A 13,692-nucleotide genomic window follows, 5' to 3' on the forward strand; every position below is an offset into this window, starting at 1 on the left:
AATTGAGCAGGTGCAGGTAAGCACCTGCTCAATCTATGTGACTTACAAATACACTAAATTGTGTTCATTACCTTCCAGCAAGGGAAGTTCACCCAATTTATTTATTAGTTCTACCCCATACTTAGCTAAATAGGGCATTATGTTGTATACTCGTTCCTGCCCACCCGATGGTGTCAGTTGATGCTGCAACCAATTAAGTTGTCTAAGCTCGGTTTGGTGGGCTTTGCGGTGCCTTTGGGTCACTTTGGCCTGTAATTGATTAACTTTTTTGATGAGACTGTGTAAATTTTCCTGTTCTAGTCCTGCAATATCCGCCGGCAATTTATTTAATTGGCAAAATAATTTTTTATGTAGAATTGTTAAATCTGCATTAAATTGGGCGAAAGGCTCATTAATATTAATGCTTTGCGTGTTATGTAAAAAGTTAGCGACGCATTTTTGCGGGTTACTGGTAAATTGGGCCGGGGACAGACGATATTTATTTAGGTACTTCATTGCCCGGGGTTCGATCAATGTCACGCTGGGGCGGGGATAAATAACAGGCATTTTGCGGCCAAAGAGATGGTATAAGGGCTTACACAGGCCATAATAACCAATCTCACCCGGCCCCCCCACATATGCCAAAAGCGGAAATATCATTTCGGTGGCCACTGGTTTTAAAATTACATTTACACTAAGCCTCTCTGGGCTGGTGTCTGCCAGCGATAAAAGCTCTTGTGGGCTATACCTTATTTTACCATCACGGCTGCGGTAACCACCTTTATCCCGATACAATGCTGTACGTTGCTGCCGGTGATAAATAAACAGATTGGCGCGCCCAGGGCAGTGCTCCACTTGGGGTTTGATGTCCATGGCTGCCACCTTATTATATCCCGCTTTAAAGGCCTGCTCCACTGCCACATTATTTGCTATCGCTTGGTAAAAGAAATCAGCCTCAAGCCTTCTGATTTCTGGCAGCATTGAGTCCACCATTATTAAACCAAAATCATTAAACAACCAAGATAGCAATCTAGCAAACCAATCGCTTAGGTTTGTAGATTTCTCTATAATTGCCAGCATTTGCTGCCCTAATAATTGTTGTTTGTCACCATGACAATAATGTTGCAGTTGCTGCAGCAGTTGCTTAACCTCAGGCAACAGTGGGATGGTACCCACCGAGGGTCGTCCATCCACTGGGTAGGGCAGTGTCAACGTCACCGGGCCGGTGGCACTTGGTACATTGACATGGTTAATTTCTAAAAAGTCGTGATCCTCTGAACCAACCCAAAAAATTGGCACCACTGGATGGTGCAATGTCAACGTTAATTTTTTAGCCAGCATACAGGCAGCTAAAGCCTTGTAAATGGTATAAAGGGGGCCGGTAAATATACCCGGTTGCTGACCAGTTAACACAACGGCAGCATTTTCCGCCAGCCGACTGATGTTTTGCACCGTCTTTTCCCCGGCACCCAAATGACCATTATATAATAATAATGCCCGGCATAGTTGCTGCCGTTTAAAGCCAGAACAATCCGAGACATCAACAAGTCTTTGTCGATAGCTACTGTCTAGGTAAGGATTGTAATCATACAAATGGGCCACCTGCGGGTAATTCAACAAATATTTGTTGGCCAATGGTTGCGAGTAAAATATCTCTGCCTTTTCTAGCTTCAATAGAACCAGTTCACCCCATTATAAGGATTTGATAAACTTACCCAGTAACTCTAGCCCCGCTTTAAATTCTTGCTCCCTTTGTCCAAAGCCAATGCGGATATGGTTATCATAACCAAAAACTGACCCCGGCATTAGCAACACGCTATATTCTTCAACCAATCGCCGGCAAAAGTCATCTATATTTACCCTTAGCTCCACTTTGGGAAATGCAGAAAAACCTCCCCTAGGCGGTATCCAAGTGAATACCCCAGGATGTTGTTGGCAGAACTGCTCCCAGGTGGTCAAATTTTTTCTAGCTTCACTTATTTTCAGCGGTAAGATTTCATCACTGTGTTGTAAAGCAATGGTGGCCAAAAATTCCGCCGGTGCCGCATTACACATGGTGGTGTAATCCCGCATGGCCGCACATTCCGTCAGTAAATCTAACTGTTGACAGGCCAACCAGCCAATCCTTAGACCGCCCATGCCCCATGGCTTGGCAAAATCACCAATGCTGATGGCCAGTGGTGACAAATCCGCCGCCCGGGGCAAAATATCCTCTTGATGATAAACAATGCCGGCATAAACCTCATCTGAAACCAAGTAACAACCGTGTTGCTCGATGATTTTAATTAATTGTTGCTGCTCAGCCTTAGTAATCATCGCTCCGGTGGGACTGTGGGGGTAGTTAACCACAACCATTTTGGTGTGTTCATCCATCAGTGGGGTCAGAGACTTAAGGTCAGTGGCAAATTCTTCGTCACTTAATGGCCAACGCCTCACTTCCACTCCTATAGAAAGGGCAATTTCAAACAATGACTGGTAAATGGGATCAACTACCACCACATTGTCGCCCGGTTCCAACAAAATATTCATCAATAAAAAAATGGCTTCCGAAGCCCCGGTGGTCACTTGAATATTTTGGGCACCAATATTTTGATAAAGTTTGCCGATTTCTTCTCTCAACTGAGGGTGCCCGGGGTTTGGGGTATAATCTAAATTAAGATTCAAGTACTCTTCCGCTTTAGCTTGGCCAGCCATTGTCAATAGGTCGGCGGTGGTGGTGGCCGACGCACAACTGGCACATAGATTATGTTTGACCACAAATTCATACTTAGCAAACCACCGTTCCAGTAAAAACGGCTTTATTTTCACACCAATTATCTCCCTTCACCGTTACTCAGGGTTATCCATTTGTCTGGGCTTTTCTTTAATGGCACTGACAGCCAATTGATCACAGCGATTATTCATTTCGTTGCTGGCATGGCCTTTGACCCACACCCATTCCACTTGGTGCCTGTTGGCAGCGGCCAATAAGCGTTTCCACAAATCTACATTTTTTGCCCGTTCACTTTTGTTGCGCATCCAATTGTTGCGCTGCCATTTATCCAGCCAACCTTTGGTCATGGCATTAACCAAATACTGACTGTCGCTATAAAGGGTAACTTGGCAAGGCCGTTTTAGGCTCTCCAACCCAATAATGGCTGCCAGTATTTCCATCCGATTATTGGTTGTGTTGTCATAGGCTCCGGACAATTCTTTCTGGTGATCGCCATATAAAAGCACCACTCCATAGCCACCGGGACCGGGGTTGCCAGAACAGGCGCCATCGGTATATATTTTAACTTGTTGCAAAACCAAACCCACCTTAATATCAATTAAGGGCCACGCCCTTGATGTCTGTGTAATATTTTACCATAACAGTGACATAGTAAACAAATATTTACTTTAATTTAGCCACCACATCTGTTTAGAGCAATAATTGCTTATAAATTCTCAACGCCTCACAACTTTTGAAAATATTTGCTCCACATCAATCACTACTTTGATGTTTGCAACGTAATATACTATAGAAATTTTGTGAGGAGTTGATTAATGCATGGTAAGACATAACCGTCAACAATGTCCAGGCGGCAGAACCTACACCATTAGAGCAGGCGACACCTTTTTTACTATCGCCAGACGTTTTGATCTTTCAGTAGATGCACTATTAGAAGCCAACCCAGATGTTGATCCCGATAACCTGCGGGTCGGTCAAGTGATCTGTCTCCCAGGCGTACCAGAACCAGAGCCAGAGTGCCCCAATGGTACTCTTTACACCATCAGGGCAGGGGATACTCTGTTCTCCATTGCCCGCCGCTACAATGTATCGGTGGATGCCATACTGAGAGCAAACCCAGGTTTGGATCCCGATAACCTACAAGTGGGTCGGATCATCTGCATCCCCGGCGTTATGCCCGGTGAATGCCCAGCAGGGTCCTTTGCCTATACAATCAGGCAGGGCGATACTCTGTTTAGACTGGCAAATGAATTTGACACCACTGTAAGTGCCATTCAAAGATTAAACCCCGGTATTGATCCTAACAACCTAAGGGTTGGCATGAGAATTTGTATTCCCGGTGAAGAACCGACAGAATGCCCACCGGGTAGCAGAGAATACACCATCAGAGCTGGAGATACATTCTTTAGACTGGCTCAGCGCTTTGGCGTCAGCGTTGACGATATTATCGCTGCTAACCCGGGGGTTGACCCCAACAGATTACAAGTGGGTCAAGTGGTTTGCATACCCCAACCGGATGTACCACCCTGTCCCGGAGGCAGACTGTATGTAATTAGACCCGGTGACAATTTGTTTGTCATTGCCCGTCGCAATAATATTAGCTTAGAAAGATTGATTGCTGCTAACCCACAAATTGAAGATCCAGACGTTGTTTCAGTGGGAGAAACCATTTGTATCCCACCGGCATCTGGCATGATGGCCCAACAACGGCAATGCCCTGCCGGCACTAACCCGTATGTAATTAGATCCGGAGATACTTTCTTCTCCTTGGCTCAGCGGTTTAACACCACTGTGGCAGCCATTCAGGCCGCTAACCCAGGTGTTAACCCCAACAACCTACGGGTGGGGCAAACCATCTGTATACCTGGAGGCAATGGACCTCAACCGGGCAGATGCCCTGCCGGCACAACACCATATGTAATTAGATCTGGAGACACCTACTTTGCCTTGGCACAACGGTTCAACACCACTGTGGATGCCATTAGAAATGCTAACCCAAATGTTGACCCCAACAACCTACGGGTGGGGCAAACCATCTGTATACCTGAGGGCAATGGACCTCAGCCCGGCAGATGCCCTGCCGGCACAACACCATATGTAGTTAGATCTGGAGACACCTACTTTGCCTTGGCACAACGGTTCAACACCACTGTGGATGCCATTAGAAATGCTAACCCAAATGTTGACCCCAACAACCTACAGGTGGGGCAAACCATCTGTATACCTGGGGGCAATGGACCTCAGCCCGGCAGATGCCCTGCCGGCACAACACCATATGTAATTAGATCCGGAGACACTTTCTTCTCCTTGGCACAGCGGTTTAACACCACCGTCGAGGCCATTCAAGCCGCTAACCCGGGGGTAAACCCCAACAGGCTACAAGTGGGCCAAGAAATCTGCATTCCAAGGAGTTAATTGATATAAAATATGGAACTGGTTTTTGCCAGTTCCATATTTTATTTACTGTAGAAGCCCACAATGGCCAGTAAATCTTTGCCATAATCGGCTAGTTTTTTCGGGCCGATGCCCGATATAGAACCGAGTTTTTCCAGCGAGTGGGGCTTTTTAATCGCTATTTCCACCAACACCCGGTCGTGAAAAAACATAAATGGCGGTTGTTGATTCTTGCGGGCCAAACTGCTGCGGTACTCTTTCAAGGCATTTAGCAAAGTTTCATCCGGTGCTACCTTGGGCCGGTTAGAAAATTCACTGGGTATTTTAATATCACCCTTAGTCTTTACCGGGGCCGCCGGTATGGGTAACGGGTTACCCAAGGAAAGGGCCTCCCAACCCTTGGAAGTTAGCTCCAGCACCGGATACTGCTCACCACTGGACAGTAAATACCCATCGCCCAGCAGACGATCAATCATCGCCAACAGTTCAGGGCCTGATCGATTTCTTAATTTGCCGTAATGCGTCAGCAGATGATAATCCCGTTCGGTAATATCCTTCGCTTTGGAACCTTGTAAAATGGCAGCCAGTTTTTTCCGTCCCACTCCCCGAACCATTTGTTGCACACAGCGCAAAATCTCCAACGGCTCAAAGGACACATCTTGCTGGTCTTGCTGATCGCAGTTGTTGCAACAACGTTCTGGTTTATCGGTTACCTTTTCACCAAAGTACTCCAACAACATTTCTCGGCGGCAAATCCCGGCATGCACCCAATTAACCAGGTAGGAGAGCTTACTGCGCCGATCGGTACCGCGCCGTTGGGACTCTTGCAACACCGCTTGACAAATGGCCGGGCTCATTTCCACCGGGCCCATTTCCACCTCTAAGTATTCGGAGTTTCTTTCTAGCATGGTGATGACACCATGACGCTCCAGCGCCCCCACCACCAGACGCAACCTGTTGTCATCCAACCCGGCAGCATCCAATTCCGCAGGATTTAACAGTGACCGACCGTTGTTTAAATTCCTTTGATAGGCCTTCCAAAAAATGACCAAATGTTCCCGGGTGATGGCGTCGTTTTCTATCATCCATTCCTGCAGTGCTTTGTCTCTGGCAGCATAGAGCAATACACATTTAGCCGGTTGGCCATCCCGGCCAGCCCTGCCCACCTCTTGATAATAGGCTTCAATACTGGCTGGCATGCTAAAATGAATCACATATCGAATATCCTGCTTATCTATTCCCATGCCAAAGGCATTTGTGGCCACCACCACTGAATATTGGTCATTGATAAACCCATCCTGTACCGCTGCCCGCTGATCTGGGTCCATACCTGCATGGTAAGGGGCAGCTTTCATCCCCAGTTGCGAAATTAAAAATTGTGCCACCGCTTCGCTATCTTTGCGGGTAGCGGTATACACAATACCACTGCCCTTTTCACCCACCAATATCTCTGCCAATGCCTGCAATTTGGCTTTGCCATTATCAACCTTTTGAGCCGATAAGTACAGGTTGGGGCGGTCACTGCCGGCCACAACCCTGGTGGCATTTTCTATGCCCAACTGTTTTAAAATATCCTGTTGTACCTTTAGGGTGGCAGTGGCAGTTAAGGCCAACACTTTAGGGCGTTTACTGATACTGTTCACAAATTCCTTGATATATAAATAATCCGGTCTAAAGTCATGACCCCATTGCGAAATGCAATGGGCTTCATCAATTACCAGCAACTCTAGGGGCAAGTTGGGTAAAAGGTTGCTAAAACTTCTGGTGCGCAACCTTTCTGGAGCGATGTAGACCAGTTTATACTCACCCCGCTTAATACCGTTAAGCCGCTCTTTGTGCTCCTCAGCAGTCAGTTGACTATTTAAATAAGTGACCTGATGCAAATTTCTGGTATGTAAGCTATCCACCTGATCCTTCATTAATGCCACCAATGGTGAAATTACCAACGTTACCCCAGGAAGCATTAGCCCGGGCAGCTGATAACACAGTGACTTACCGCGCCCAGTGGGCATCACCGCCATCACATCATGTCCAGTTAACACCTGATCAATTACCTCTCGCTGTCCAGGGCGAAACTCAGAAAAGCCAAAATATTTATGTAATGCCGTCAGTAATTCAGCCATGTGCACTCTCCTTAAAAAAAACAATTCTTTAACATTAATATTTTAACCCGCCATTAACCACTTGTCCAATTTAATAGGTTGTGAGCAATCTCACACCGGTATTATGACATAAATCATATCCGAATTTTATTTAACTAGGTATAATTTAACCATCGTCAAGCGACGCGAACAAATTGGAAAAACAATTTCAAATACATCAGGAGGGATTATTACATGTTATCATTCTTTACCAAAGACAAAAAAGAGCAAGAAAAAATGGATATGTTCTGCTACCAATGTGAGCAAACCCCTAAAGGCGGTTGCAAAAAAATTGGTGTGTGTGGCAAAACTCCAGACCTAGCCAGTTTGCAAGACACCATCATTTTTGGCTTAAAGGGTGTGTCAGCTTATGCTACCCACGCCAGACAGTTGGGATACACCGACCCCGATGTTGACGCCATCACCCATGAAGCTCTATATTCAACATTGACCAACGTAAACTTCAACCTACAAGAGACCGTTGACATGGCATTAAAAGTGGGTAGTGCCACCGTTAAAGTGATGGAGCTGCTGGATAAAGCCCATACCGACCGCTTTGGTATTCCACAACCAATTAATGTATCTTCAAATAAAATTGAAGGTAAATGCATTGTAGTCACCGGACATAACCTGTTTGCACTGGAAGAACTGCTTAAACAATCTGAAGGTAAAGGGGTCAACATTTACACTCACTCAGAAATGTTGCCTGCCCACGGTTACCCAGAGCTGAAAAAATACAAACACTTAAAGGGTAACATCGGTAAATCATGGTTTGATCAAAGAAAGCTGTTTGAAGAATTTCCCGGTGCCATTCTGGCCACCACCAACTGTGTAATGCCCATTAAAGGCAGTTACTCTGACCGTTTCTTCTCCTATGACCTGACTGGTCTTGAGGGAGTAACCAAAATTGAAAACGATGACTTTACTCCATTGATTGAAAAGGCACTGTCGTTGCCAGCAGCCAATGTTCAATCTGACAAAACTCTGTTAACCGGTTTCCACCACCAAACTGTGTTGGGTCTGGCACCGGAAATCATTGAGGCAGTAAAAGCTGGCAAGATTAAACGTTTCTTTGTGATCGCTGGTTGTGATGCCCCTGGTAAAGGTAACGACTACTACAGAGAACTGGCCACCTCTTTGCCAAAGGAATGTGTTATTTTAACCACCTCTTGTGGTAAATTCAGATTTAACGACGTGGATTACGGTAACGTTCCGGGCACCAACATTCCTCGCTACATTGACCTTGGTCAATGCAACAACTCGGTATCGGCAGTGAAAATTGCGTTGGCTCTGGCAGAGGCCTTTAACTGCACCGTTAACGAACTGCCATTAACCATTGTATTGTCATGGTTCGAACAAAAGGCGGTGGCCATCCTGCTGGGACTGTTCAGCTTAGGGGTACAAAACATTTACATTGGCGCTAAGGCACCAGAATTTATCACCCCCGGTGTACTGGGAGTGCTACAAAATACCTTTAACTTAAAATTAATCGGTGATGCTAAAACCGATCTGGCAGAAATGTTGAAGTAACACCGCAAAGGGAGAATCATGACGATTCTCCCTTTACTTTTTTATGCTCGGCGTACTTTGTAATCATTTCTTTGCAGTTCGCCAATCAACTTTTCCAAGTGATTATTGTCGTGGGTTTCCAAAACAAAGTCAACCCGGGATGAGTTTAATTCAGCCTCACTGGTAATGCGGTTATGGTGTATTTCCACAATATTTGCGCCCAGCTCAGAGATGATTTTGAGCATATTTTGTAAACTGCCCGGCCTATCTGGCAAAATCGTGGTAAGCTCGGTTTTACGCCCGGCTTTAGCCAGGCCTTTATCTATTATTCTAGATAGCACATTAACGTCGATATTGCCCCCGCTAAGCACAGCCACTACTTTTTTACCGGGCATATTTAAGCAACCGTTAATCATCGCCGCCATTGGCACCGCACCGGAGCCCTCGGTTACTAGTTTAAACCGTTCCAGCAATAATAGCATGGCCTTGGCAATTTCATCCTCTTCCACAGTAATATAATCATCCACATACTGTTGGACTATTTGATAGGTCAAATCACCCGGCGTTTTAACAGCTATGCCGTCGGCTATGGTGGCGGCACTTTTTAATGTAATTGGTTCATGATGCTTAATGGATTCTTTCATCGAGGGGGCATTGGCTGCCTCCACCCCAATAATTTTTATTTGCGGATTAATGGCTTTGGCGGCCAAAGCCACTCCGGCAATTAGCCCACCACCGCCAATGGGAACCATAATGGCATCGGCATCGGGCAGTTCCTCCAGAATCTCTAAGGCCACTGTTCCTTGACCGGCAATGACCGCTGGATCGTTGAAGGGATGAATAAAAACAGCCCCGGTCTTTTGTTGAATTTCTACCGCCTTGGCATAGGCATCATCATAAACAAATCCACTTAGCACCACCTCAGCCCCGTATCCTCTAGTGGCAGATATTTTGGCCAAAGGAGCTGTTTCGGGCATCACTATGGTGGCCTTAATGCCAAACTCTTGAGCCGCCAACGCCACCCCTTGGGCATGGTTGCCCGCCGACGAGGCTATAACCCCCTTTTCCCTCTGTTCCGGCGTTAAACTGTTGATTTTGTTGTAAGCACCGCGAACTTTAAAGGAACCCGTACGCTGTAAGTTCTCCAGTTTTAAATAAACTTCGCTACTGCACAAATCATTGATTGGACTGGTGATAATGTCAGTTTTCTTCACCACATCCGCCAACACTTCACGGGCTTTTTCAATATCCTGCAACGAAATCTGATGCAAAGTATATCACCTCTTTATCAATATGTTTGCCAAAAAATTATGGTTTGATGATTAATTCTCGGGTGAAATTATTTAACCGTTCCGCCCCGGTTGCTGTCACCACAACGGTATCTTCAATTCTGACACCAAACTTACCTGGTAGGTATATGCCAGGTTCTACACTGACCACCATACCTTCAGCCAACCGCTGGAAATTGCCCGCGGCTAGATAGGGTTCTTCGTGAATTTCAATCCCCACACCATGTCCGGTGCGGTGAGTAAAATACTGACCATATCCGGCCTCGGTGATGATGTTCCTGGCCACCGCATCAACATGCTCCATGGTGACGCCCGGTTTAATGGCTAGAAAAGCCTGCTGTTGGGCCGTTTTTACTATTTCATAGACGGTTCTAATTTCAAGGGACGGCTGCCCCAGTGCAAAGGTGCGCGTTATATCAGAACAGTAATAATCCTTAATGCCTCCCATATCAATCAATACCGTTTGTCCTGCCTGCAGCACTGTCCCGTCGGGAACGTGATGAGGAATGGCGCAATTGTCGCCAGTGGAAACTATGACATCAAAGGATAATTTACTTACTCCCAGCTGTTTAAATTGACTGCGGATTTCATCTGCCACCTGGCGTTCAGTGAGGCCGGGTTTAATAAATTTAGCCAATGATTCCATCACCCGATCGGCTGTTTTGCCGGATTCTTTCAGCCTGGCAACTTCCACCTGATCTTTATGTAAACGCAATGCACCCAAAATATCTTTGCTGTCCACAAAATTCAAATGGGTGTTGATTTGCATTAATTGAATTAAATTGCCACTGGGCCAACTATTATCAATGGCCACCGTGCCGGCAGAGGGCAAATATTGGTTCAATAATTCTACCGCCACCTGTCCATCGGACCAAAACAGCATGTCCACCCCAGCGGCTGCCACCTGTTCCTTAAACATTTCATGGGCTAATAAAGTTGGGGTACCCTGTTGGGGAATGACAATGGCTTGTAATCTTTCGTTTGATTCCAGCCAAGTACCGGTGAAATAAAAAAAGTTAGGCGTCGAAGTCACCACCACCGCATCCACCTGCTGGGTCGCCAATAACTTCTGGGCCCGTTGGAACCGTTGCTGATAAATATCCATTTTGTCACCTGCTTTAAAATAATATCTTGAATAATTATAACACAATCCACTGGCCTATATTTTTTGCAGCATCCAAACAAACTAAAAACCACCCACAATTTATAGTAAATTGTGGGTGGTGACCGATACTGTATTTAAAACACCTTTGCTAAATCCCTAGCTTCGTAGTAAGCCTTCTCTTGGGCCGCCGCCAAGGCTTCTCCCTGCAATACATCGGCTAACTCCAGTTTGATGGTTTCAACATGTGGGATACCCATAAAATTTAGAATGGTGCGCACATATCTATCGCCCATCTCGTATTGCGCCGCCGGACCTTCGCTGTACATACCACCGCGGCTTACAATGTGGACCGCCTTTCTCGGTTTGTCTGTCAATAACCCCACTGGCCCATTTTCTGTATACTTAAAGGTTATTCCCACTTGCACCACATAATCAAAGTATGCTTTCAAAATGGCCGGGATACTTAAATTCCACATGGGGGCGGCGATAATATATTTTTCCGCAGCGGCAAACTGCTGGGCATAGGCATGCACTTCATTGTGCTGACCGGAAAACTTTGCTGCTATCATCTCTCCATCCAGCAGGCGAATACCCAGCTGATACAAATCTAGGGTAGTGATTTCTTTTTCATCTTTGGGGTGGTACTTTATATACTCCTGCAAAAATACGTTGGCAAGTTTAAAGGTGTTAGAGTGTTCATCAGGCTTGGGATTGGCCTTAATAAAAAGGATTTTACCCATAACAACAACTCCTTTAATATTAATAATACCAAAGGAGTTCCCCATCAGTTAACAAATATCCTGCCATTGCCAATAACAATTTATCGTTTAGTTTCGTTGTTACCATGGTTGCGACAGCGTTTACCCCCATGGTGTTTGGGTACATGATGAAAATTGCCGCCTTCTACCCTAATTGCTTTGCCGTTCACCAAAGCTTGGGCTATTTTGTTGCGGGCGGCCACAAGAATGCGATGAAATGTTGGTCGTGATACCTGCATGCGCTCTGCACAGGATTCTTGCTCTAACCCTTCTAAGTCTTTAAGTCTAATGGCTTCCAATTCTTCCACTGTCAACGACATTTCCTCTAGTTCCACCATCGGTACACCGGCTGGCTTAAAATAGGTTACCTCCGGTACAAATTCTACCCTTCTGCATTTAGGCGGTCGCGGCATCTCTTCTCCCCCTCCTTGCCATAATTTTAATGGCAATTTGAACATATGTCAAATAAAAAGGAGCACCTTGATATGGGCCCCTTTTGTAACACTTTAACTATTCAAGTCATCTAAATTAAATTTATGATGCAGTGCCTTCACTGCCTTTTCGGTATCGTCTGCTTTAATTACACAGGATACCTTGATTTCAGAAGTGGTGATCATATCAATGTTGATACTCTCTTCGGCCAGTGCTTCGAACATCATGGCTGCCACACCGGGGTGACTAACCATACCGGCGCCCACAATAGAAATTTTACAAACATCTTCGTCGTGGGTATAGCCTCCAAAACCGATTTCACTCTGTATCTCTTCCACCACAGCCAGCGCTTTGCGCAAATCGTTTCTGGTGATGGTAAAGGATATGTCGTTGACATTGTTGCGCATGGCGCTTTGGATAATCATATCGACGTCTATGTTTTGTTTAGCTAAAGCCTGGAAAATTTTAAAGGCAATGCCTGGATAATCTGGTACGTCAAACAAACCAATCTTGGCCACGTTACAATCATAGGCCACACCGCTTACGATAATATGTTTTTCCATATTTCCAACCTCCTGGACAACGGTACCTGTATTGTTATTAAAGCTAGAACGAACTTGCAACGGAATATTGTACAACTTTGCCAGTTCCACTGCCCGAGGGTGTAAAACCACCGCTCCTAAACTGGCCAACTCCAACATTTCATCGTAAGATATATTTGCTAATTTGCTGGCCGTGGGCACTACCCGGGGGTCCGCTGTGTAAATTCCGTCCACATCGGTATAAATTTCACACAAATCTGCCCCCAGGGCAACGGCTAAGGCCACTGCCGAAGTGTCAGAGCCACCTCGACCCAGGGTGGTGATATCGTTAAACTCATTCATTCCCTGGAAGCCTGCCACCACCACAATCCGTCCACTATCCAGTTCTGCCTTGATGCGACTGTTGTCTATATTGGTAATCTTTGCTTTGGCATAGACCTCATTGGTTTTAACTCCCGCCTGTCCACCGGTAAGTGAGATTACATCACTGCCCATTTCCTTGATGGCCATGGATAACAAGGCAATGGACACCTGCTCTCCAGTGGAAAGCAACATATCCATTTCCCGATCGGAAGGGTTATTGGTAATTTGTTTCATCAACTCAATCAAATCATCAGTAGTGTCACCCATGGCAGAAACCACAACCACCATGTCGTTGCCATTCTTGCGGCCTTCCACTACCCGGCGGGCCACATTTTTGATGCGTTCTGGGTTGGCAACTGAACTACCACCATATTTCTGTACAATCAACATTCTGCCATTTCACTCCTGTTTTTAGAAATAACAAGGTATATGATATCATACTTTTTTTGTAAAAGTCACCTTTTGAT

At 45.7% G+C, this 13,692-nt stretch carries 10 protein-coding genes and 1 pseudogene; 2 read left to right on the forward strand and 9 right to left on the reverse strand.

What is annotated here, in order from left to right:
* Positions 1–42: 42 nt before the first annotated feature.
* Genes bshC through rnhA form a run of 3 tightly spaced genes read right to left on the reverse strand, consistent with a single transcriptional unit; the run spans position 43 to position 3,267 of the window.
* Positions 43–1,653, reverse strand: a complete 1,611-nt coding sequence (gene bshC, locus V6C27_07280; GenBank protein ID MEG6616226.1) for a bacillithiol biosynthesis cysteine-adding enzyme BshC — start codon at positions 1,651–1,653, stop codon at positions 43–45.
* Between the two features lie 18 nt (positions 1,654–1,671).
* The gene (locus V6C27_07285) at positions 1,672–2,787 is read right to left on the reverse strand and encodes an aminotransferase class I/II-fold pyridoxal phosphate-dependent enzyme (protein ID MEG6616227.1); all 1,116 of its coding nucleotides are present in this window, start codon (positions 2,785–2,787) and stop codon (positions 1,672–1,674) included.
* A 21-nt stretch (positions 2,788–2,808) separates the two neighbouring features.
* Complete coding sequence (rnhA, locus tag V6C27_07290; GenBank protein ID MEG6616228.1) at positions 2,809–3,267, reverse strand: ribonuclease HI; 459 nt, start codon at positions 3,265–3,267, stop codon at positions 2,809–2,811.
* 244 nt (positions 3,268–3,511) lie between these two features.
* On the opposite strand from rnhA, the gene V6C27_07295 reads away from it, so the two are divergent.
* On the forward strand, positions 3,512–5,107 hold the full coding sequence (locus tag V6C27_07295; GenBank protein MEG6616229.1) for a LysM peptidoglycan-binding domain-containing protein: 1,596 nt from the start codon (positions 3,512–3,514) through the stop codon (positions 5,105–5,107).
* 41 nt (positions 5,108–5,148) lie between these two features.
* On the opposite strand, the gene V6C27_07300 is transcribed toward V6C27_07295, so the two are convergent.
* On the reverse strand, positions 5,149–7,209 hold the full coding sequence (locus V6C27_07300; protein MEG6616230.1) for an ATP-dependent DNA helicase RecQ: 2,061 nt from the start codon (positions 7,207–7,209) through the stop codon (positions 5,149–5,151).
* A 261-nt stretch (positions 7,210–7,470) separates the two neighbouring features.
* Between V6C27_07300 and hcp the strand changes: the two genes are divergently transcribed.
* The gene (gene hcp, locus V6C27_07305) at positions 7,471–8,757 is read left to right on the forward strand and encodes a hydroxylamine reductase (protein ID MEG6616231.1); all 1,287 of its coding nucleotides are present in this window, start codon (positions 7,471–7,473) and stop codon (positions 8,755–8,757) included.
* 41 nt (positions 8,758–8,798) lie between these two features.
* On the opposite strand, the gene ilvA is transcribed toward hcp, so the two are convergent.
* The 5 genes and pseudogenes from ilvA to V6C27_07330 form a co-directional block, all read right to left on the reverse strand.
* A complete protein-coding gene (gene ilvA / locus V6C27_07310; protein ID MEG6616232.1) occupies positions 8,799–10,007 on the reverse strand; it encodes a threonine ammonia-lyase in 1,209 nt (402 codons plus the stop codon).
* Positions 10,008–10,044: 37 nt separating this feature from the next.
* The gene (locus V6C27_07315; protein ID MEG6616233.1) at positions 10,045–11,130 is read right to left on the reverse strand and encodes a Xaa-Pro peptidase family protein; all 1,086 of its coding nucleotides are present in this window, start codon (positions 11,128–11,130) and stop codon (positions 10,045–10,047) included.
* Between the two features lie 134 nt (positions 11,131–11,264).
* Positions 11,265–11,870 carry an NAD(P)H-dependent oxidoreductase gene (locus V6C27_07320; GenBank protein ID MEG6616234.1) on the reverse strand — a complete coding sequence of 202 codons (606 nt, stop codon included), beginning with the start codon at positions 11,868–11,870 and terminating at the stop codon, positions 11,265–11,267.
* A gap of 149 nt (positions 11,871–12,019) precedes the next feature.
* A pseudogene (locus tag V6C27_07325) lies at positions 12,020–12,301 on the reverse strand (DUF134 domain-containing protein).
* Positions 12,302–12,394: 93 nt separating this feature from the next.
* Positions 12,395–13,615 (reverse strand): aspartate kinase, encoded by a 1,221-nt coding sequence (locus V6C27_07330; GenBank protein ID MEG6616235.1) that lies wholly within the window; start codon positions 13,613–13,615, stop codon positions 12,395–12,397.
* Positions 13,616–13,692 lie beyond the last annotated feature (77 nt).

The sequence above is a fragment of the Peptococcaceae bacterium 1198_IL3148 genome (assembly GCA_036763105.1).
GTDB lineage: Bacteria > Bacillota > Desulfotomaculia > Desulfotomaculales > Desulfohalotomaculaceae > JBAIYS01.